This is a genomic window from Streptoalloteichus hindustanus (assembly GCF_900129375.1).
Lineage (GTDB): Bacteria > Actinomycetota > Actinomycetes > Mycobacteriales > Pseudonocardiaceae > Streptoalloteichus > Streptoalloteichus hindustanus.
Genome location: NZ_FQVN01000003.1, coordinates 126,865 through 147,950, shown reverse-complemented (window position 1 = coordinate 147,950; position 21,086 = coordinate 126,865). Strand labels below are relative to the sequence as shown.

The 21,086-nt window shown below is 75.4% G+C and carries 18 protein-coding genes and 1 pseudogene; 10 read left to right on the top strand and 9 right to left on the bottom strand.

The features are described from left to right. Positions 1-264: 264 nt before the first annotated feature. The 6 genes from BUE43_RS09860 to BUE43_RS09835 all read right to left on the bottom strand — a co-directional run bounded on the left by BUE43_RS09860 (position 265) and on the right by BUE43_RS09835 (position 6,946). A complete protein-coding gene (locus BUE43_RS09860; RefSeq protein WP_073481289.1) occupies positions 265-1,221 on the bottom strand; it encodes a glycosyltransferase family 9 protein in 957 nt (318 codons plus the stop codon). Beyond that, on the bottom strand, positions 1,208-2,005 hold the full coding sequence (locus BUE43_RS09855) for a SigB/SigF/SigG family RNA polymerase sigma factor (protein ID WP_073481287.1): 798 nt from the start codon (positions 2,003-2,005) through the stop codon (positions 1,208-1,210). Before BUE43_RS09855 ends, BUE43_RS09860 begins: the two co-directional genes overlap by 14 nt. Further along, positions 2,002-2,475, bottom strand: coding sequence for an ATP-binding protein (locus tag BUE43_RS09850; RefSeq protein WP_143174074.1), 474 nt, complete (start codon positions 2,473-2,475; stop codon positions 2,002-2,004). The genes BUE43_RS09855 and BUE43_RS09850 overlap by 4 nt, the downstream gene beginning before the upstream one ends. Before the next feature lie 33 nt (positions 2,476-2,508). Further along, positions 2,509-3,717, bottom strand: coding sequence for an acetate/propionate family kinase (locus BUE43_RS09845; RefSeq protein ID WP_200797449.1), 1,209 nt, complete (start codon positions 3,715-3,717; stop codon positions 2,509-2,511). Further along, complete coding sequence (locus tag BUE43_RS09840; protein ID WP_083959538.1) at positions 3,714-6,221, bottom strand: phosphoketolase family protein; 2,508 nt, start codon at positions 6,219-6,221, stop codon at positions 3,714-3,716. The genes BUE43_RS09845 and BUE43_RS09840 overlap by 4 nt, the downstream gene beginning before the upstream one ends. Before the next feature lie 194 nt (positions 6,222-6,415). Beyond that, the gene (locus tag BUE43_RS09835) at positions 6,416-6,946 is read right to left on the bottom strand and encodes an SRPBCC family protein (RefSeq protein ID WP_073482524.1); all 531 of its coding nucleotides are present in this window, start codon (positions 6,944-6,946) and stop codon (positions 6,416-6,418) included. A gap of 313 nt (positions 6,947-7,259) precedes the next feature. Between BUE43_RS09835 and BUE43_RS09830 the strand changes: the two genes are divergently transcribed. From BUE43_RS09830 to BUE43_RS09790, 9 genes and pseudogenes are all read left to right on the top strand, one after another. Continuing rightward, positions 7,260-7,790, top strand: a complete 531-nt coding sequence (locus tag BUE43_RS09830; RefSeq protein WP_143174073.1) for a hypothetical protein — start codon at positions 7,260-7,262, stop codon at positions 7,788-7,790. A 145-nt stretch (positions 7,791-7,935) separates the two neighbouring features. Then, positions 7,936-9,543: pseudogene (locus BUE43_RS34120) on the top strand (ATP-binding protein); the annotation flags it as partial. Between the two features lie 544 nt (positions 9,544-10,087). Then, a complete protein-coding gene (locus BUE43_RS09820) occupies positions 10,088-10,657 on the top strand; it encodes a D-glycero-alpha-D-manno-heptose-1,7-bisphosphate 7-phosphatase (RefSeq protein ID WP_083959537.1) in 570 nt (189 codons plus the stop codon). Continuing rightward, the gene (locus BUE43_RS09815; protein WP_073481279.1) at positions 10,654-11,691 is read left to right on the top strand and encodes a glycosyltransferase family 9 protein; all 1,038 of its coding nucleotides are present in this window, start codon (positions 10,654-10,656) and stop codon (positions 11,689-11,691) included. Before BUE43_RS09820 ends, BUE43_RS09815 begins: the two co-directional genes overlap by 4 nt. A gap of 11 nt (positions 11,692-11,702) precedes the next feature. Then, positions 11,703-12,773: a glycosyltransferase gene (locus BUE43_RS09810; RefSeq protein ID WP_073482521.1), complete on the top strand. Its 1,071-nt coding sequence runs from the start codon at positions 11,703-11,705 to the stop codon at positions 12,771-12,773. Further along, complete coding sequence (locus BUE43_RS09805) at positions 12,770-13,999, top strand: glycosyltransferase (RefSeq protein ID WP_073481277.1); 1,230 nt, start codon at positions 12,770-12,772, stop codon at positions 13,997-13,999. The genes BUE43_RS09810 and BUE43_RS09805 overlap by 4 nt, the downstream gene beginning before the upstream one ends. Further along, complete coding sequence (locus BUE43_RS09800; RefSeq protein WP_083959536.1) at positions 13,996-14,682, top strand: D-sedoheptulose-7-phosphate isomerase; 687 nt, start codon at positions 13,996-13,998, stop codon at positions 14,680-14,682. The genes BUE43_RS09805 and BUE43_RS09800 overlap by 4 nt, the downstream gene beginning before the upstream one ends. Continuing rightward, the gene (rfaE2, locus tag BUE43_RS09795; protein ID WP_073481275.1) at positions 14,679-16,055 is read left to right on the top strand and encodes a D-glycero-beta-D-manno-heptose 1-phosphate adenylyltransferase; all 1,377 of its coding nucleotides are present in this window, start codon (positions 14,679-14,681) and stop codon (positions 16,053-16,055) included. Before BUE43_RS09800 ends, rfaE2 begins: the two co-directional genes overlap by 4 nt. 47 nt (positions 16,056-16,102) lie before the next feature. Beyond that, positions 16,103-16,816, top strand: coding sequence for an SDR family oxidoreductase (locus BUE43_RS09790; protein WP_073482515.1), 714 nt, complete (start codon positions 16,103-16,105; stop codon positions 16,814-16,816). A 278-nt stretch (positions 16,817-17,094) separates the two neighbouring features. Here the strand turns inward: BUE43_RS09790 and BUE43_RS09785 are convergent, their stop codons facing one another. The 3 genes from BUE43_RS09785 to BUE43_RS09775 all read right to left on the bottom strand — a co-directional run bounded on the left by BUE43_RS09785 (position 17,095) and on the right by BUE43_RS09775 (position 19,374). Beyond that, on the bottom strand, positions 17,095-17,331 hold the full coding sequence (locus tag BUE43_RS09785) for a hypothetical protein (RefSeq protein ID WP_073481272.1): 237 nt from the start codon (positions 17,329-17,331) through the stop codon (positions 17,095-17,097). A gap of 340 nt (positions 17,332-17,671) precedes the next feature. Beyond that, positions 17,672-18,103 (bottom strand): ChaB family protein, encoded by a 432-nt coding sequence (locus tag BUE43_RS09780; RefSeq protein WP_073481270.1) that lies wholly within the window; start codon positions 18,101-18,103, stop codon positions 17,672-17,674. A 35-nt stretch (positions 18,104-18,138) separates the two neighbouring features. Next, a complete protein-coding gene (locus BUE43_RS09775) occupies positions 18,139-19,374 on the bottom strand; it encodes a glycosyltransferase family 9 protein (RefSeq protein ID WP_234995637.1) in 1,236 nt (411 codons plus the stop codon). Positions 19,375-19,575: 201 nt separating this feature from the next. On the opposite strand from BUE43_RS09775, the gene BUE43_RS09770 reads away from it, so the two are divergent. Beyond that, positions 19,576-21,042: an aldehyde dehydrogenase family protein gene (locus BUE43_RS09770; protein ID WP_083959535.1), complete on the top strand. Its 1,467-nt coding sequence runs from the start codon at positions 19,576-19,578 to the stop codon at positions 21,040-21,042. The last annotated feature ends 44 nt before the right edge of the window (positions 21,043-21,086 follow it).

Below are 21,086 nucleotides of genomic sequence, written 5' to 3'. Positions count from 1 at the left end.
CAGGCCCGCGTGAGATGTTCGAAGTGGGGGTCCCCCTTACTACAGGCCAGTAGTCACGCGCGCGTGCGTACCTGTGGAGGTGCGGTCCCACTTCGGGTGATCTATTGGTCTCCGACCCCTGACAGCGGCGTTTTTGTCAGACCTGCGTGGGATGTTTGAAGTGGGGGTTCCCCCTTACTTCAGAGCAGTAGTCACGCGCGTGCGCGTTCAGCCCAGATCAGGGCGCGGCAACTCGAAGCACAGAGCGAATTCCGCCCACGGGGCTCAGCGGTGGCCGGCCAGGAGACGGTCCACGGCGGCGAGCACGTCGCCCACGCCGACCCCGAGCAACGCCGGGTCGGGGTCGGCGGCGAACGGGTCGCCCCGCCGCACCGCGTCGTCGGACAACGCCACGTGCGGCCCCCCGGCCGGCGGCCCCCACCAGGCGGCTGGCACCGGGCCGAAGAGCACCACCGAAGGTGTGCGATAGGCGTAGGACAGGTGCGCGACACCCGTGTCCGCCGAGATCACCAGGCTGGCGTCGGCGACGAGCGCGGCGAGCTGGGAGAGGTCGGTGTGCCCGGCCAGCACCGAAGCGCCAGGCAGGTCGGCGCGCTCGGCGACCTCCACCGCCCGGTCGCGCTCCCGCTCCGCGCCCGTGACCACCACCGGCAACCCGCGCCCGACGAGCGTCCGCGCGACCGACACGAAGCGCTCGACCGGCCAGTGCCGGCTGCCGTGCGCGGCGCCGGGGTGCAGCACGACGGCGCCCGGCGCCGGGCTGGGCACGTGGGGCCGGGCCAGTCCCAGGTCCGCCGGGTCGGCGGGCACGTCGTGCGCCGCGAGCAGCCGGCACCACCGGTCGCGTTCGTGGATGTCGTCCCGCCACGCCGGGCCGGTCCACCCGGCTCCGGCGTGCCCGATGCGCCGGCGCGGGCGCACCGCGTCGAGCACCTCGCTGCTGCGGGGGCCGGCGCCGTGCAGGTTGACCGCCACGTCCGGCCGCCAGGCCAACGGCCCCAGCGGCGCGAGGCCCCTGGTGGGCAGCACCTGGTCGACCGCGCCGGTCAGCCGCACGACCGGGGCGAGCCACCCGCTCGTGGCGAGCTGGAGCAGGTGCTCGGGGAACGCCCGGCGCAACGCGCGCAACGCGGGCACCGCGACCAGCAGGTCGCCGAGCTTCAACGAGCGGAGCACCACCACGCGCGGCGGGAGCGCGTCCCCGTGCTCATCCCGTCGCATCGCGCAGCTCCTCGCGCAGTTGCGCGAGCGTCCTGGCGAGCAGGCGGGAGACGTGCATCTGGGACACGCCGATGCGCTCGGCGATCTGGGTCTGCGTCATGTTGCCGAAGAAGCGGAGCACGAGCACCGTGCGCTCGCGCTCGGGCAGGCGGGCCAGCAACGGCTTGAGCGTCTCGCGGTACTCGACCTGCGCCAGCTCGGTGTCGACCTCGCCGATGGCGTCGCCCAGCGACACCGAGTCGTCGTCGGCGACGAGCATGTCGTCCAACGAGGCGCTGCGGTAGGCGTTGGTGGCCTCCAGCCCCTCGAAGACCTCCTCCTGCGAGATGCCCAGGTGCCCGGCCAGCTCGCTGGGGGTGGGCGCGCGCCCGAGCCGCTGGGACAGCTCCCCGATCGCGGCGTTGATCGACAGGTGCAGCTCCTTGAGCCGGCGCGGGACCCGGACCGCCCAGCCGGTGTCCCGGAAGTGCCGCCGGACCTCGCCCATGATCGTGGGCACCGCGAAGGACAGGAAGTCGACGCCGCGGTCGGGCTGGAACCGGTCGACGGCGTTGATCAGGCCGAGCGTGGCGACCTGCACGAGGTCCTCGTGCGGCTCGCCCCGGTTGCTGAACCGGCGGGCGATGTGCTGCGCGACGGGGAGGTGCTCGGTGACCAGCTTCTCCCGCAGCACGGCGCGGCGGGGGTCGGTGTCGGTCAGCGCCGCCATCTCGTGGAACAGCGGCGCCAGGTGGTCGTAGTCGGGGGACCGGGAGTTGGTGTCGCGGCCGGTCGGTGGCCTCACCCGTCCACCTCCCGGGTTCGCCGCTTGACCAGCTCGATCCGGACCAGGTGCCCGCCGGGGTCGGCCGCGGCGGGCGCCGTCGTCGCCCGGACGTGGTCGACCAGGGCGGCCAGCACCCGCCACCCGAAGCTGTCCTGCCGGGGCGCTCTGCTGTCGGCCGAGAGCACCTCGGCGGCCATCCGGATCTCCTGCGGCCGCACCTCGAACCGGCAGTGCAGCCCGCTGTCCCCGGTCGCCAGGCCGATCAGCTCGGCGCACGCCTCGTCCACGGCCAGGCGCAGGTCGGAGATCGCGTCGAGGTCGAAGTCCTGGTGCATGGCCAGGTCGGCGGCCACCGCCCGGACGACGGACAGCTGACCGGGCCGCGCCTCGATGCGCAGGTCGACCCGGCTGGCCCGGTCGGGGCCCCGGTGGGCCTCCCGCCGGCTCTCGGCTTCGTCGGCGCCCTCGACGTGATGCGCACTCGACACCTTCTGACCTCCACCACTCGCCTGATCGCGTCGTCACGCGCGGCGCCCGACGACTCCCGACGGATTCCGCTCCGACGGTAGTGCCGTCCGCGTGTCCCGGGCGATCTGAAGCTCCTCGCGGGGGCGGACGACGAGCACCGGCACCGCGGCCCCCGGCGCGCTCACCGGCCCGTCGTCCTCCCGGTTGCCGGCCAGCCCGCCGCGCACGCCGAGCAGGCCGAGCCCGGCGCAGGCGGCCTCCCGCACCTCGGGCTGGTCCCAGCCGATCTCGCCGGTGAACACGACCGCGTCGATCCGGTCCAGGCTGGTCGCCGCGGCGGCGAGCTCGCGCCGCAGGCGGTGGGCGAACACGTCCATGGCCAGGCGGGCCGCGGCGTCGCCGCGCTCGGCGGCGGGGACGAGCTCCCTGGTGTCGGCGGACCGCTCTCCGGACAGGCCCATCAGCCCGGAGTGCTGGTACAGGCCGTCGCTCAGCTCCTCCGGGGTCAGCCCGCCCCGCTCCAGCAACCACAGCAGGATGCCGGGGTCCACGCTGCCGGACCGCTTGGTCATGGGCACGCCCTCCAGCGGCGTGAACCCCATCGACGTGTCCACGCTGCGCCCGCCGCGCACCGCGCACACCGAACAGCCGCCGCCGAGGTGGGTGAGCAGCAGCTGGAGGTCGGCCACGGGCCGGTCCAGGAGCTGGGCCGCCCGGCGGACCGCCCACGCGTAGGACAGGCCGTGGAAGCCGAAGCGGCGCAGGCCGTGGCGGTCGCGCCAGGACTTCGGCAGCGGGTAGGTGCTGGCCACCTCGGGCAGGTCGGCGTGGAAGGCGGTGTCCGGGCACAGCACGTGCGGCACGTGGGGGAGCAACGTCCGGGTGGTGCCGAGCAGCCGGAGCGCGGACGGCACGTGCACGGGCGCGAGCGGGGCCGCCTCGCGGGCGGCCGCCACCGCCTCGTCGTCCGCGAGCGTGGGGCGGCGCAGCCGGGGCCCGCCGTGCACGAGCCGGTGGCCGACCCCTCGGATGGAGACCATGCCGACGCAGCGCACGAAGTCGTTGAGGGCCTTGGTCGCCGGCGGGGTGTCGGGGGCGTGTTCGACGGTGTGCTCGGCGATGACGGTCTCGGTCGCCTCCGGGCCCTCACCGCGGCCCTCACCGTGGTTCTCGCCGTGGTTCTCGCTGTCGATGCGCACCAGGTGCAGCCGCAGGCTCGACGAGCCGCCGTTGACGGTCAGCACCGCCACGGGTTCGGTCATGCCGTCCACCGCCATCCGGTGATCTCCTCGGGGTCCTCGCCGTCCCGGTGCGCGCGACGCAGGATCTCGTCCCGTTCCGCGTGCAGCGCCTCCGCGACCGCGCCGCCCCGGGACGACCAGCCCCGCGCGCGGGACACCGCGTCGGCGGCCAGGTCGTGCCGCGTCATCCGGTTGCTGGCCAACAGGTCGTAGGGGGTGGTCGTGGTGCCCTCCTCCAGGTAGCCGTGGACGTGGAAGCGGTTCGGGTCGGCTCGCCCGTGCAGCAGCTCGTGCACGGCGGACGGGTAGCCGTGGAAACCGAACACCACTGGCACGCCGTCGCCGAAGCAGGTGGCGAACTCCTCGTCGTCCATGCCGTGCGGGTGGCGGCGCGCGGGTGAGAGCACGAGGAGGTCGACCACGTTGACCACCCGGACCCGGAGGTCGGGCGCGTGCCGGCGCAGCAGCCACGCGGCGCCCAGCACCTCCACGGTGGGGATGTTGCCGGCGCACGCGAGCACCACGTCGGGCCGTTCGGGATTCCGTCCCCGCTCGGCGTCGTTGCAGGCCCACTCCCAGACTCCCGCGCCCGCCCGGCAGTGCGCCTCGGCGGCGTCGAGGTCCAGCCACTGCTGCGCCGGTTGTTTCCCGGCCACCACCACGTTGATCCGGTTGGTGGTGCCCAGGCAGTGGCGCAGCACGACGAGCAGCGTGTTGGCGTCGGGCGGCAGGTAGATCCGGCTGACCGAGGCCTTCTTGTTCAGCAGGCTGTTGATGAAGCCCGGACCCTGGTGGCTGTACCCGTTGTGCTCCTGCCGCCAGCCCTCGCTGGTCAGCAGGTAGTTCAGGCTGGCAACCGGCGCGCGCCAGGCCACCTCGCCGGCCATCTTGAGGAACTTGGCGTACTGGTTGACCATTCCGTCCACAATGGACACGAACGCCTCGTAGCACGGGAACAGGCCGTGCCGGCCGGTCAACAGGTAGCCCTGCAGGAAACCCTGGCACAGGTGCTCCGACAGGACCTCCATCACGCGGCCGTCCCTGGCCAGGTGTTCGGAGTAGCCGGGAACCGGCCAGGTGTAGGCGCGTCCGGTGACGGAGAGCAGCGCGCCGAGCTTGTTGGACTCCAGCTCGTCCGGGCAGACCACGCGGAAGTCCCTGCGGTCCTCGGTGGCCCGCACGAGGTCGGCGAGCCACCGGCCGGCGGTGTCGGTCGCTCCGACCCGGGCGGCGCCGGGGGAGGGCACGTCCACCGCGTGCGGGCGCAGGGGCGGCAGCGGGAGATCGCGACGCAGCCGCCCGCCGTTGGCCTGGGGAACGGACCCGAGGCGCAGGTCGCCCTCGGGCGGCACCGCCAGCAGGTCCGGCGCGGGGCGGCCGTCCTCGTCGAACAGCTCCTCCGGCCGGTAGGAGCGCAGCCACCGCTCCAGCAGTTCCAACTGGTCCGGATCGCTGGCGACGTCGGGCAGCGGGACCTGGTGCGCGTGGAAGGTCCCGGCGAGCGGAACGCCCCGGCTGTCCCGCTCCGGAGCGCCCCATCCCTTGGGGCTGCGCACGATGAGCATCGGCCACACCGGACGCTTCGGCCAGTCGCCGTCGCGACACCGTTGCTGCAGATCGGTGATCTCGGCGTGCGCGGCGTCCAGCGTCTCGGCCAGCAGCCGGTCGGCACGCGCGGCGTCCGGTGAGTCCGAAGTGGACAGTGTGGTCGAGTCGGTCCCGGACGTGCCGTCCGTGCCGGCCGCCGCAGCGGTGTCGGCGGTGACGGCTGTGACGTCGACGAGGTGCGGTTCCCAGCCCGCGCCCCGGAAGTAGTCGATCAGCTCCTCGTCGTCCATCGTCCCGTAGACGGTGGGCGAGGAGATCTTGTAGCCGTTGAGGTGCAGCACGGGCAGCACCGCGCCGCAGTGCACCGGGTCGAGGAACTTCGGGCAGTGCCACGACCCGGCCGTCGGGCCGGTCTCCGCCTCGCCGTCGCCGACCAGGCACGCGACCAGCAGATCGGGGTCGTCCAGCGCCGCGCCGAACGCGGTCGACAGGGCGTAGCCCAGCTCGCCGCCCTCGTGGATCACCCCCGGCACCTGGGGGGAGAGGTGGCTGGGAAAGCCGCCGGGCCAGGAGAACCGGCGCACCAGCTCGGCCATGCCGGCGCCGTCGCGCCCCAGCGCGGGGTCGTGGTCGGCGTGGGTGCCCTCCAGCCACAGGTTGGCGTGCACCGCCGGCGCGCCGTGGCCGGGGCCGACGACGTACAGGGTTCGCCGTCCCGTGCGCCTGACCAACGCGTTCAGTCCACTGTAGACATACGTGATGCCGGGGCAGGTTCCCCAGTGCCCGAGCAGGCGGGGCTTGAGGTGCTCCGGTCGCAGGGGCTCGCGCAGCGACACGTTGTCCCGCAGGTAAATCATCCCCGCGGCCACGAAGTCGGCCGCCCTGCGGTAGCGGCACAGCGCCTCGGGGCTCGGTGCCGCCGACCGCGCCGAGGGCGCCGTGGACGCACCGGGCGAGCCGCTCGCCGTCACGGTCATGGTCTCCCCTTCCACCCGCCGTGCTCGGCGTCTCGGTTCGGCGTCTCAAATTCCGCGTCTCGAATTCGGCGTCTCGGTGCGGCGGCCCGCGCCCCGGACGTGGGGGCGGGCGCGCCGCCGGCCGGTCGCGACGGCGCGTCCGCCAGCCGACCCGCCCGCGGCGAAGGCCTCGCGGGTCGGGGCGGCGGAGTCGGTCAGCGGGGCGGCGACGTGCCCGGCGGCTGCACCGGGCCCGGGCCGTGCTCGGTGAACCGGGCCTCCCCTGCCTGCGGCGGCCGCTCGATGTGGCCGCGCCACCCGCCGGTCTCCTGACCGCGGTCCTCGATGAACGTCTTGAACCGGTCCAGGTCGCCCTGCACCCTGCGTTCCACCAGGCCCAGCGCCGTGCCGGCCAGCTCGGTGAAGCCCGACGGTTCGAAGTCCATCTGCAGGTGCACCCGCGTGTGGGTGTCGTCGAGGCGGTGGAAGGTCACCACACCGCTCTGCTCGGGGCCGTCGACGGCCCGCCACGCGATGCGCTCGTCCGGCAGCTGCTCGGTGATCCGCGCGTCGAACTCGCGGTGGACACCGGCGATCTCGGTGTCCCAGTGCGTCACCGTGTCGCTGAGCTGGTCCACCCGCCGCACACCGGCCATGAACTTCGGGAACGTCGTGAACTGGGTCCACTGGTTGTACGCGGTGTGCACCGGGACCTCGACGTCGACGGACTTGACGATGGTCGTCACGTGGGTCTCCCTCCCGTGGCCGACGGTCACCGGTGCGGACCGCGGTCCCGCCCGTCGGGGGCGACCACCGGCGCCGGGGCCACTCCTCCGCCGGCTACCCCTCGCGTCGGGCGGTTACACCCGCGCCGGTCGTGGGTAGCGCTTCCCGGGAGGTGGGTGTGCACTGGTTGTCGGCCGCCCGGGACTGAGGTCGCGGCTGGTTCCAGGGCGCACGCCGAGGTCGGAGGGCGGTGTGATGCGCAACCGGACGAAACGAGGGCGAGGGTGGGGGCGGCGACTTCGCTGGGTCGCGCCGTTGGCGGCGGTGGCGGCCGTGGCGGTCGCCAGGGCTCCCGCGCGGCCGCTGGACCGGCTCGCCGCCTCCGTGCGGGGCCGCGAGGTGGTCACGGACTGGACGGTGGGCGAGCCGTTGGACGCGGTGTACCGGTACTGCCGGGACGCCTGCGTGCTGGCGGACCTGGTGACGGAGATCCGCCGCATCGAGCGGGTGGACGACCGCCGGATGCGGGTGCACCTGGTCGGCGTCAACGGGGTGCCGCTGGTGGTTCCCGTGGAGCGCACGGCGGACCGGGACCAGCAGCTCGTGGCGTGGCGCGCGGGCGGCCACCCCGGGGTGGGCGGGGTGCAGCTCCGGCTGCGGCCGGGACCCTGGCCGCACACCACCCGCGTGCACGCCAGGATGTGGTGGCGCCCCGGGCGCGGGTTGGTCCGGCAGTTCGCCGGTGATCCGCAGCGCCGCCTGGAGGACGCCCTGCACCGCATGGAGTGCGCGTTGGCCGACCGGCTGGCCGACGGCGAGGTCGCGCCGCTGCCTCCGCCGGTCCGCTCCGGCCGCCGGCGGTGAGTCCGCCGGCGACGACGGCGACGACGACGAGGGCGGCCGGCCGGTCGGCTGACCGATCGGGTGGTCGACCGGACGGCCGGCGAATCACCGCGCGGCGGCGCGCCGTCGGCCGGCCAGAGCCCGTCCGGTCCGGCCCAGCCTGGTCGTGCGCCGCCTGGTCGCGCCTCACCTGGTCGTACGCCGGCTGATCCGGTCGAGTTTGGTCGTCCCGCCCGTCGGGAAGTCCTGGCGTGGCGGGACGACGCACGACAGGAGCGACGAGAGGGTCGCGAGGTCGTCCGTGCCGCGCTGTGCTGGGAAACCCCCGACGGGCGGAGTGGACCAGGGAGCGGACGTGACGGACGAGAGGACCGTGTGGGCGCGCGCCCCCGAGACGAGTGCCGTGCCGTCCGTACCCGGCGCCCGGGTGGCGGTGCGGCTGGTACCGGGGCTGGAGCGCCGGGCCGGCCGCGACTTCTACGACGTGCTCGCGCTGGACGGCGGGCGGCTCGCGCTGACGGTCGGCCACCTCCCGGTGCTGCCCGACCCGGTCGTGTCCGGGAGCGCGGTGGAGCGCCTGCGCGGAGCGCTGGCCATGGAGCTGCTGCACGGTTCCGGCCCCACGCGCGCTCTGCTCGCCCTGCACCGGTTCGCCGAGGTCCTGCCCGAGTTGCGGGGCACGACGCTGACCATGGTGCTGTTCGATCCCGCCACCGCGATCGTCCAGTCGGCCTGTGCGGGTTCGCCGGCGCCGTTGGCGGTCGGACCGGGTGGGGTGGTGCGCCAGCTCGTCGGCGACCGCAGCGGCCCCCTGGGAGTGGGGGCGCTTCCCGGCACGCCGGCCGCCACCGTCTACCCGGCCCTCGCCGCCCGTGAGGTGCTGTTGCTGCACACGGTCGGCGCCGCCCGGCGCTGCCCGGGCGGGGGAAGCCCGGCGCGCCGGTTGGCGAACCTGGTGGCCCGGTTGCCGGGCGCCGACCCCGAGGCGCTGTGCGAGCGGATGGCCGAGCGGATCGGGCGGCAGCCGGTGGGCCTCGGCGGCCTGGGCGCCGTCCTGCTGGCCGTCACGCCGGAGCCGCCGCCGCCGACCCTCACCGTGACCTTCCCCGCGCGGCCCGGCCGGTTGCCGGGGGTGCGCGACGAGCTGCGCCGCTGGCTGGCCGAGATCGGGGCGGGGGAGGACGACGCGCAGGGCGTCGAGCAGGCGGTCGGCGAGGCCGCCGCCAACGCGGTGGAGCACGCCTACCCCGACGGGCAGGACGGCCTGGTCCGGGTGACGGGCTCGGTCGAGCGGGACGGCACGATCCAGGTGGCGGTGGCCGACGGCGGCCGGTGGCGCCCGCCGCGGGCCGACCCCGGGCTGCGCGGCCGCGGCCTGCTGCTCATGCAGGAGTGCGTCGACCGGGTGGTGGTCGACCCGTCGCCGGCCGGCACCACGGTGACGTTGCGCCGGACCCCGCGGCGCGAGGGGCCGGCTGGGGGCGAGGAGTTGGAGGCCGAGCCGGAGTCGTTCAGCCTCGACGTGCGCAGCCAGCCGGGGCGCGTGGTCGTGCGGGGCGAGCTGCCGGAGCGGACCGGCCCGACGCTGCGCCGGGCGCTGCTGCACGCCGCGCGGGGCGGGGCCCTGCCGGTGCTGGTCGACCTGACCGGCGTGGGTGAGGTCTCCGACGGCGCGGTGCGCGCGTTGTTCGACGTCGCCGAGGCGGCCTCGGCGGTCGGCCAACGGCTGACGGTGCTGGCCCCGGCCGGCAGCTCGGTGGCCGAGGCGGTCAGCCTCGCCGGGCTGCACCAGATCGCCGACGTCGTGGCGAGCGGTCGCGGGAGCGCGGAGGCGTGGGCCACCGCCGCTCAGTCCGCTGTCGATCAAACCGGCCCAGCTCAGATCGGCCCAGCTCAGATCGGCCCAGCTCAGATCGGCCCAGCTCAGATCGGCACAGCCCAGATCGGCGCGGCGCAGCCCAGCGTGGCTCAGCCCAGCGCTGCCCAGACCGCCGCCAGCGCGGTCGCCAGCGGTCAGAGCGCACCCGGTCCGGCGGCTTTCGGTCCGGCGGACGACAGCCCGACCGCCGAGCGGCGATGGCGGGAGCGGGTCGGCCGGGACGGCGCGGGGCGCGCCGGCGGCCCCGGACCCTCTTCGTCCACAGTGGACAGCGCGGCCGACGCCACCACGGACGGCACGGACGACCCCGACAGTGCCGCCACCGAGGGTTAACCCGTTCAGGCGCGACCAGGCACGAAACCGCCGGCGAGTCGGATACGAAGAGTAGTAGTTCGGCCGATGGGGTTTACCGCTGCGGTGAAGAGCAACTCCTCATGACGTGAAGCCGACGCGGATCTCCACGACCCCCTGCCGGCCGGCCCCGGTCGGCTGGCCGGCGGCCGTCCTGTTCGACCGGGACGGCACGTTGGTGCACGACGTGCCGTACAACGGCGACGCGACCCGCGTTCGCCCGGTGCCCGCCGCGGAGGCCGCGCTCGGGGTGTTGCGGCGGCGGGGAATCCCGGTCGGGGTGGTGACCAACCAGTCCGGCGTCGCCCGCGGTCTGATCGCGGAGGAGCAGCTACGCGCCGTGAACAGGCGGGTGGAGGAGCTGCTCGGCCCGTTCGACGTCTGGGCCATCTGCCGGCACGCCCCGGAGGACGGCTGCGCCTGCCGCAAGCCCGCGCCCGGGCTGGTCCTCCAGGCCGCCGCCCGGCTGGGCGTGCCGCCCGCCGAGGTCGTGGTCATCGGGGACATCGGCAGCGACGTGGACGCCGCGCGAGCGGCCGGCGCGCGCGGGGTCCTGGTGCCCACCCCGGTCACCCGGCCCGCCGAGGTGCTGGCCGCCCCGATGACCGCCCCGGACCTGCTCACCGCCGTCCTGCTGGTGCTGGGGGGCGCGCGATGACCGACCGGGTGCTGGTGGCGCGGCTGGACAGCGACGGCGACGTCCTGCTCGCCGGCCCCGCCGTGCGCGCCGCGGCCGCCGGGCGGGGTGAACCCGCCGAGGTGACCCTGCTCTGCTCCCCCCGGGGCGAGCAGGCCGCGCGGCTGCTGCCCGGCGTCGCCGAGGTGCTCACCTGGCCCTGCCCGTGGATCGACCCCGAGCCCGAACCCGTGCGGCCGGCGGACGTGGCCCGGCTGGTGGACCGGGTGGCACGCCTGCGCCCCGCGGTCGCGTTGGTGCTCACCTCGTTCCACCAGTCCCCGCTGCCGCTCGCACTGCTGCTGCGGCTGGCGGGCGTGCCGGAGATCGCGGCGGTGTCCACCGACTACCCGGGTGCCCTGCTGGACCACCGGCTGCGCCCGGACGTCGACGTCGACGAGGACCTGCCCGAGCCGGAGCGCGCCCTGGCGGTCGCGGCGTCCGCCGGGTTCCGCCTGCCGCCGGGCGACGACGGCGGCCTGGCCGTGACGCCGCCGCCGGACGTGACCGACCTCGTCGGCCGCGCCCCCTACCTCGTGCTGCACCCCGGCGCGACCGTGCCCGCCAGGGCGTGGCAGCCGGAGCGCTGCGCCGAGGCGGTGCGTGCGCTGACCGCGGCCGGCCACCGCGTGGTGGTCACCGGCGCTCCCGGGGAACGGGAGCTCACGGCCCGAGTCGCGGGCCGGCACGGACTCGACCTCGGCGGGGCGACCACCTTCGCCCAGCTCGCCGGGGTCCTCGCCGGCGCGGACGCGGTCGTCGTCGGCAACACCGGGCCCGCCCACCTGGCCGCCGCCGTGGGCACCCCGGTCGTCTCGCTGTTCGCCCCGGTGGTGCCGGCGGCGCGGTGGGCGCCCTACGCGGTGCCGCACGTGCTGCTCGGCGAGCAGGACGCGCCCTGCCGGGGCACGCGGGCCCGCCGGTGCCCGGTGCCGGGGCACCCCTGCCTCGGCTCGGTGACCGCGGGGGACGTGGTGGCGGCCGTGCAACGACTGGCGAAGGGAGTCGCGGCGTGACCGATCGACGGCTGCGCGTACTGCTGTGGCACGTCCACGGCTCGTGGACCGACGCGTTCGTCCGGGGCCGGCACGAGTACCTCATGCCGGTGTTGCCCGAGGGGGGACCCTGGGGCGGGGGCCGGGCGGGCTGGGACTGGCCGGGCGTCGTCGAGGTGCCGGCGGACGAGCTGGCCGACCTGGACGTGGACGTGGTGGTGCTCCAGCGCCCCGACGAGCTCGCGCTCGCCGAGCGGTGGCTGCGCCGCCGACCGGGGCTGGACGTGCCCGCGGTGTACGTCGAGCACAACACCCCGAAGGGCGGGGTGCCCGACACGCGGCACCCGGTCGCCGACCGGGACGACATCTGCCTGGTGCACGTCACCCACTTCAACGAGCTGATGTGGGACTCCGGGCGCGCGCCGACGGTTGTGGTGGAGCACGGCGTGGCCGACCCCGGCGAGCGCTACACAGGCGAGCTGGAACGCGCGGCGGTGGTGATCAACGAGCCGGTGCGGCGGTGGCGGGTGACCGGGACCGACCTGCTGCCGAGGTTCGCCGCCGCCGGCCCGGTGGACGTGTTCGGCATCGGCGCCGAGAAGCTGCCCGGCCGGCTCGCCGAACTCGGCGCCGTCGGCCCGCTCGGCGCGCTGGACGGGCAGGTCAGGGCGGTGGGCAACCTCCGCCCGCGCGAGCTGCACGACCAGCTCGCGCGGCGTCGGGTGTACGTGCACCCCGTGCGCTGGACCTCGTTGGGGCTGTCCCTGATCGAGGCGATGCACCTGGGCATGCCGGTGGTCGCGCTGGCCACCACGGAGGTGGTGGAGGCGGTGCCCCCGGGGGCCGGGGTGATCTCGACCAGGGTGGACGGCCTGGTCGACGCGGTGCGCGACCTGCTGGCGGACCCGGCGGCGGCGGCCGCGCTGGGCCACGCCGCCCGGCGCGCGGCGCTCGACCGGTACGGCCTGGCGCCGTTCCTGGCCGACTGGGACCGGCTGTTGACGATCACGGCCGCGCAGACCGCGCGCCCCGCACGCTCGGCGCCGGTTCCGGTGCCGGCCCCGGCCCCGGCCTCGGTCCCCACCGGAGGGAGTGGATCATGAGGATCGCGATGGTGTCCGAGCACGCCAGCCCGCTGGCCGCGTTGGGCGAGGTTGACGCCGGTGGCCAGAACCTGCACGTGGCGGAGCTGTCCGCCGCGCTGGCCCGGGCGGGGCACAGCGTGACCGTCTACACCAGGCGGGACGCGCGGAGCCTGCCGGAGCGCGTGGTCGCGGGCCCCGGGGTGACCGTGGTCCACGTGCCGGCCGGACCGGCGCGCCACCTGCCCAAGGACGACCTGCTGCCGCACATGGGCGCGTTCGCCGAGGTGCTGGCCGCCGAGTGGGCCGGGGACCGGCCGGACGTGGTGCACGCCCACTTCTGGATGTCCGGCCTGGCCGCCCTGCTGGGCGCCCGCGACCACCGGCTGCCGGTCGTGCAGACGTTCCACGCCCTGGGCGCGGTCAAGCGGCGGCACCAGGGCGCCCAGGACACCAGCCCGGCCGAGCGGGTGGCGCTGGAGCGCCAGATCGGCCAGCGGGTCACCCGGGTCGCCGCGACCTGTTCCGACGAGGTCTTCGAGCTGGCGCGGATGGGCGTGCGGCGGTCGAACATCTCCGTGGTGCCGTGCGGCGTCGACCCCGAGATGTTCAGCCCCGGCGGGGAGCGCGCGCCGAGCGGCGCGCCGTTCCGCCTGGTCTCGGTGGGCCGGCTGGTGCCGAGGAAGGGCTTCGACACGATCATCAGCGCGCTGCGCCGGCTGCCGGACACCGAGCTGGTGATCGCCGGCGGCCCGGAGCGGCAGGCCCTGGCCGGCGACCCGGAGGCGCGGCGGCTGCGGGAGCACGCCGCCGCCGAGGACGTGGCCGACCGGGTGCACCTGCTGGGGCAGCTCTCCCGCGCGGAGATGCCGGCGCTGCTGCGCTCGGCCGACGCGGTGGTGTGCGCGCCCTGGTACGAGCCGTTCGGCATCGTGCCGCTGGAGGCGATGGCCTGCGGCGTGCCGGTCGTGGCCGCCGCCGTGGGCGGGCTGACCGACACGGTCGTCGACGGGATCACCGGCCTGCACGTGCCGCCCCGGCGGCCGGACGAGCTGGCCCGCGCGCTGCGCGCGCTGCTGCGCGATCCCGGCCGGCGGGCGGCCTACGGCGCGGCCGGCAGGGACCGGGCGTGCTCCCGGTACTCCTGGGACCGGATCGCGCAGGACACCCGTCGGGTCTACGAGCGCGCGGTCGCCGAGGCCCGGCCGCGCGAGACGGCCGACCAGGTGGCTGGTGGTTCGCGATGACGGCGGCCGGGAACCAGGGACGGGGCGAGCTCGACCACCGGGTGCCGGCGTTGTCCGACCTCCCGGCCAAGGCGCACGTCGACGCGTTGACCGTGACGCTGGCCGCCCTGCGGCGGGACGCCCCCACGATCACCCGGTGGGGCGCGGTGCTGGCCGGCCGGCTGGTGGCCGGCGGGCGGCTGCTGGCGGCGGGCAACGGCGGCAGCGCGGCCGAGGCCCAGCACCTGACCGCCGAGCTGGTCGGCCGGTTCGCCGCCGACCGGCGGCCGTTCGCGGCGATCGCCCTGCACGCCGACACCTCCAGCCTCACCGCGATCGGTAACGACTACGGCTACGACCAGGTGTTCGCCCGGCAGGTCGAGGCGCACGCGCGGCCGAGGGACGTGGTGGTGCTGCTCTCCACGAGCGGGCGCAGCCGCAACCTCCTGTACGCGGCGAGCGCGGCCCGCCGGAGCGGCGCCACGACGTGGGCGATGACCGGCGCCCGGCCCAACCCGCTGGCTGAGCTCGTGGACGAGGCGCTGTGTCTGCCCGGCAGCACGGCGAGTGTGCAGGAGGCGCAGCTCGTGGCGATACACATGATGTGTTCGGCGTTCGAGACCGCATTGTCCACTGTGGACGGTGAAGGCGCGCCGGGCCGGCAGGGCCGGGGCGACCCGGTGACGGCGAGGAGGGTGTCATGACCGGACCGCTCGTGGTCGTGGGCGACGCCCTGCTGGACGTGGACGTGGTCGGGTCGGTCACCCGGGTCTGCCCGGACGCGCCGGCGCCGGTGCTCGACGTGCGGCGGGAGCGGGCGAGACCGGGCGGGGCCGGGCTGGCGGCCAGCCTGGCCGCCGCCGACGGCGTCCCGGTCGTGCTCGTCACCGCGCTGGCCGACGACGAGGCGGGGCGCCGGCTGGAGGCGCTGCTGCGGCACCGGGTCCGCCTGGTCGTCGGGCGCGCGGCCGGCCCGACGCCGGTGAAGACCCGGCTGCGGTGCGACGGGCACTCGCTGGCCCGCATCGACCGGGGCGGCCACCAGGGCGTGCGCCCCTCGTGCACGGTGCCGATGCTCTCCGCGCTGCGGGAGGCCGGCGCGGTGCTGGTCGCCGACTACGGGCGGGGGCTCGTCGACGACCCCGCGCTGCGCGCCTTGCTGACTGACCTCGCCGCGCGCGTTCCGGTCGTGTGGGACCCGCACCCGAGGGGCGGCGAGCCCGTGCCCGGCGTGCGGCTGGTGACGCCGAACCTCGCCGAGGCCAGGCAGTTCAGCGGCGAGGAGGGCGGCACCGAGCTGGCCGTGGCCGAGCGGTGCGCCGCGACGTTGCGGCGGCGCTGGCGGGCCAGGGCGGTCGCGGTGACGATGGGGGAGCGGGGCGCGCTGCTGGACCAGGGCGGCCCCGGGCCGGTCGCGGCGCCCGCGCGTCGGGTGTCGGTGTCCGACCCGTGCGGCGCCGGGGACCGGTTCGCCGCCACCGCCGCGCGCTGGCTGCGCGAGGGCTCGCCCACCGACGAGGCCGTCGCGGCGGCCGTGACGGCGGCCGGGGAGTACCTGGCGGCGGGCGGCGTGGACTCCCTCGACGCCACCGCTGACGGGCGGGCCCGCCCCGCGCCGGTGGACGGCATGGCGGACGCCGAGCGGCTGGTCGCGGCGACGCGGGCCCGGGGCGGCGTCGTCGTGGCGACCGGCGGCTGCTTCGACCTGTTGCACGCCGGGCACGCCAGGACGCTCGCGGCGGCGCGGGCGCTCGGCGACTGCCTGGTGGTGTGCCTGAACTCCGACGCGTCGGTGCGTCGGCTCAAGGGCGCGTCGCGCCCGATCATCGACCAGCACGACCGCGCCGAGCTGCTGCGCGCTCTGTCCTCAGTGGACGCCGTGGTGGTGTTCGACGAGGACACCCCGGAGGCGGCGCTGGCCCGGCTGCGACCGGACGTGTGGGTCAAGGGCGGCGACTACTCCGCCGACCGGCTGCCCGAGGCGGAGCTGGTGCGCAGCTGGGGCGGCCAGGCGGTCGTCGTGCCCTACCACCGGGGACGGTCCACGACGGGGCTGGTGCGCGCCCTGTCCGAGTGAGGGGAGGCAAACGAGTGACGATTCGTCCGCAGGACCTGGGAATCGCCATCAGGGACCGGAAGGGCCGGGACGACCCGGGCACGGTCCTGGTCAGCGGGGGCTCGTCCGGACTGGGCGCCGCCATCGTGCGGGCCGTGCGCCTGGCCGGCGGCCGACCGCTGGTGCTCGACCGCAACAAGCCCGACGACAACGGGAACGGAAAGGACTTCGCGCGGGTGGACGTGGCCGACACCCGCGCCACCGAACGCGCAGTGCGGGAACTGGCCGAGAGCGCGGGCGGCCTGGACGCGGTGGTGACCGCCGCCGGCATCGACCGCTGCGGCCGGCTCGCCGACGTTCCCGGCACGGACTGGGACAACGTGGTCGCCGTCGACCTGCTCGGCACGGCGGCCGTCGTGCGTGCGGCGCTGCCCTACCTGATGCGCTCCCGCGGCCATGTCATCACCGTGGCGTCGACACTGGGCCTACGAGCCGTCAGCGACGCGACCGCCTACTGCGCCGCGAAGTTCGGCGTCGTCGGCTTCACGCGCGCGCTCGCGGCGGAGCTGGCCGGCGAGGTCGGCGTGACGCTCCTGGTGCCCGGCGGAATGCGCACGAACTTCTTCGCCGACCGCGACGAGAAGTACCGCCCCGCCGACGAAAGCGTCCTCAACGCGCCGGAGAACGTCGCCAGGGCGGTACTCCTCGCCCTCACCCAACCCCCGGGCTGCGAGGTCCGAGAGCTCGTCGTCTGCCCGACCTCCGAAACCTCCTGGCCCTGATTCCCCCACCCCGCCGGCAAAGCCCCGCGCCACCCCGGCTAGAGGCGTTGCCGGCCGTCGGAACCGAACATCGCGAGGACAACACGGGCCAGCCACCGGGGAACACCGCCGTGCGAACGGCTTCCCCGGCGGCTGGCCCGTGCACGGGTACTGCCGTGTCCACAATAGACAATTGCCGCGCGTCATTCCTCGCTGTCACCGCCGGCGGGCAGCTCACCGACCGGTCGGAAGGTGTCCGCCGGTGCCCTTGTCTCGTCGTCCTCGGCGAGAAGAGGTGATCAGGCGAAGCCGAGGCTGACGAACTTGTGGAGTCCCCGTGCCAGCAGGGCTCCGATGTCAGCACAGGCGAAGAAAAAGAGAAGGCGGGGACGCAGTTCGGGGGCGAGTCGGCTACCGCCGAACAGGAGGGCGAGGCTCACGGCCAGGGGCAGCAACCAGTGTGACCACATCTGTGCTGTGTGGCCTACTCGACCGGTTCCCGCGAGGCCCACCGTCGTGACGACGATGCTTGCCATCAGGAGTAGGACCGCGACGGTTCTGCTCCTCCGGTTGACCTGCTTCTGATCAGTCTCCAACCTCGCCCCCTTCGAGTCATGTCCCGCACGAGGAAGGTCATGGCCCCGTGCGGATCTGCCCCTTGGCGCTGATCGAAGCTACTTGATCACCGGTGCGGAGTCAGGTGATGCCAGGATGTTGGGCCGTCGGGCCGTCGGCCAAGACGACTACGCCCTCGGCCGGGAACGGTGGTACGAGCGGGAGTTCCTAGCCGGACACGGAATTCGGGTGTTTCTCGTTCTGGGCAAGGGAAAGCCCAGGGGGATCGGGGGTCCCCCTGGGCTCGGGTGGGGAGCGTGGTCAGGCGCGGGCCTTGGCGGTCTGGCGGGCGTTGGCCTTCTTGATGGCTTCCACGAGTTGGTCCTTGGACATCGTGGAGCGGCCGCGGATGTCGAGTTTCTGGGCGATCCGGTAGAGGTGGTCCTTGCTGGCGTTGGCGTCCACGCCCTCCTCGGTGCGCTGGCGCGGGACCTCGGCCTGGCCCGGCCGGGCGCCGCCCTTCCGCTTCGCGCCGCGCTCGGCCTGCGCGTCCGATGGGCCCTTCTCCTTCTTGGGTTCCCAGTGGTCGCCGACCTTCTCGAAGGTGTGCTTGAGCGCCGCGAAGGCGACGCGGTGGGCGCGCTGGCCCTCGCCGTAGGTCTCGACCGCCGAGTCGTGCGCCTTGATCCAGGTCCGTTGGGCCTTCTTGGGCGAGCGCTCCACAGTGGACGGGAGTTCCTCGCGGCCTGGCATTTGGTTGCCCTCCTTCGGGTTCTGCTCGGGTTCTGCTACTCGGTGGTGCGCGGCGCGGTTCGCCGTTGGTCCCGGGCGGAGGGGATTCCCCGCTTCTCCGCGTCGTCGCCCAGGAGCTCCAGCACGTCGGCGGACACCGGGGCCGGGTCGACGTCGGCCACGAACGACACGTCGTGCGGGCAGCGCGGCCCCGCCGGGTCCGTGCAGGGCACACCGCACTCCGGGCAGCTCGTGGTCCAGGCGATGTGCACGCGGTGGTCGCCCCTGCCGAACGGTCCCGCGTTGATCACGTTGCCGCACCAGTAGACGGAGACGGTGGGCGTGCCCACGGCCTGGGCCACGTGCCGCGGCCCGCTGTCATTGGCCAGCACCGCGGTGGCCCTGGCGAGCACGCCGACGAGGCCGCTCATGCTCAGCCGCCCGACCAGCGAGCGCACCGCGCTCCGCTGGTGCACCGGCAGCATGGCCAGGCACTCGCCGACCACCTCGGCCGCCGGCCCGGCGTCCGCGTCGGTGCCGATCACCGCGACGCCCGCGCCCTCCTGCACCGCCACGGCGGCGATCCGCGCGAAGTGCGCGGCGGGCCACCAGCGCCGCGCGTCGCCCGCGCTCGGGTGCACCACGAGCAGCGGCCGGGGCAGGTCGCGCAGCGCCTCGTCGGCCTCGGTCAGGTCGTTCTCGGTGACGGCCAGCCAGGGTTGCAGGGCGGCGGGCGTCGCGCCGACCAGGCCGACGATCTCCAGCATCCGCAACACCTCGTGCTGGTAGTAGCTGAACGGCAGCCAGCGGTCGAGCGGCGCGGCGTCCGGCGTCCGCGCGCCCACGGTGCAGCGCACCCCGAACCGGTGGAGGAACGGGTTGGACCACCGGCCGCCGCCGTGGAGCTGCACGCCCAGGTCGAACCGCTCGGCCCGTGTCCGCGCGAAGAAACGCCGCAGCGACAACGAATCGCCGCGCGCGTCCGGACCCGGTTCGTGCACGCCCTTCACCGGCGGCAGGGTGATCGCGCGGTCCACCGGTCCGGGGCGGGAGGCCAACAGCTCCTCCTGCCACGCCGGGCCGTAGAGCACGATCTCCGCGTCCGGGTAAGCCTCGCGCAGCGCGTGCACCGCCGGCAGGGCGAACACGAGATCGCCCAGTCCGCCGCCCCGGAGCACGGCTATCCGCTCCACGCCCGGCACCCGGGCGCCGAGCCGGCCCACGGCGCGGGCCGGGTCCGGTGACCAGCCGGCGTCCGCTCTCGTCGTGATCTCGTACGGGCTCACGTGCACGGCCGACCACCTCCTGTCGGGCGGGTTCCCCCGCCCTCCCGCGTCAAACCGGCGCCCCGGCCGCATGGCGGTGGCCCCACCCGGGTATTCCGCCGCCGCGACGTTCCCCTCGCCGGGGTCGGCGACCGGCCGCCGGCACGGGGGAGACGGCCCGCGCACGACGCTCGTCACCCGCCTGTCCCGCCTGCTCACGGAGGTGCCATGACCAGCACGTTCGCCGCACGCCATCCGACCGTCGCCGGCACAGCCGCCGCCGAGGCCGTCCGCTCGGCGACCGGCGGCCGGGAGACGCTCCTGGTGACCAACCCGGCCGACGGCAGCGAGGTCGGGCGCGTCCCGATCGCCGGCTCCGAGGAGGTGGACGCCGCGGTCGCCACCGCCCACGCCGCGCTGCCGACGTGGCGCCGCACCGATCCGGCGGAGCGCGGTCGCCTGCTGCGGGAGGCCGCCTCGGCGGTGGCGGACGCGGCGGAGCGCCTGGCCGACCTCCAGCACCGCGAGACCGGCCGACCGCTGGCCGAGGCGCTGGCCGGAGCCAGGGCCGGGGCGGGCACCCTCGCCCAGTACGCCGAACTCGGGCCGCTGCACCGGGGCCGTTCCCTGCTGGGCGGTTGGGACGCGACGGACCTCATGACGCCGGAGCCCTACGGCGTCGTCGTCGCCCTGACCCCGTGGAACGACCCGGTCGCCATCGCCTGCGGCCTGGTCGGCGCGGCCGTGGTCACCGGCAACACCGCGATCCACAAGCCCAGCGAGAAGTGCCCGCACACCGGGTTGCTGCTCAACGAGCTGATCTGCGAGGTGCTGCCCAGGGGCGTGCTGGTGTCGTTGTGCGGCGACGGCCTGGTGGGCGCCCAGCTCGCCGGACACCCGGGCGTCCAGCTCGTCGCGCACGTCGGGAGCACGGCGACCGGCAGGTCGATCGCCGAGTCCGCGTCGAGGACCGGCGCGAAGGCGCTGCTGGAGAACGGCGGGAACGACCCGCTGCTGGTGGACGAGGGGGTCGACCCGAGGTGGGCGGCCGAGCAGGCGGCGGTCGGCGCGTTCACCAACGCCGGCCAGATCTGCACCTCCGTGGAGCGGATCTACGTCCACCGGCGGCTGGCCGACGAGTTCGTCGAGGCGCTGGCCGCCCAGGCCCGCCGCCGGGTGCGCGAGCCGGCGCGGCCGGAGGAGATCGAGATGGGACCGCTGGTCGACGTCGGCCAGCGCGAGCGGGTGCACGCGCACGTCGCCGACGCGGTGCGCTCCGGGGCGAGGGTGCTCGTCGGCGGCGAGGTGCCGGAGGGCCCCGGCGCGCACTACCCGGCCACCGTCCTCACCGACTGCGTGCCGGGCATGACGGTGCTGCGGGAGGAGACCTTCGGGCCGGTCGCCCCGGTGCGCGTGGTGGACGACTTCGCCCAGGGGCTGGCCGAGGCCGCGGAGGACCGGTACGGGCTGGCCGCCACCGTGCTGACGCCCTCGATGGCGCACGCCCAGCTCGCGTGGCGGGAGCTGCCGGTCGGCACGGTCAAGGTGAACGCGGTGTTCGGGGGAGCGCCCGGCGGGGCGGCCCAGCCCAGGGGCGCCAGCGGCACCGGGTACGGCTACGGCCCGGAGCTGCTGGACGAGATGACCAGGACCAAGGTCGTCCACATGGGACTTCCCCGAACGGGGAGCCGGTAGGCGGCGCTGTGGCTGTGGAGGGGCGGTGGGAAGCGGCGACCCGG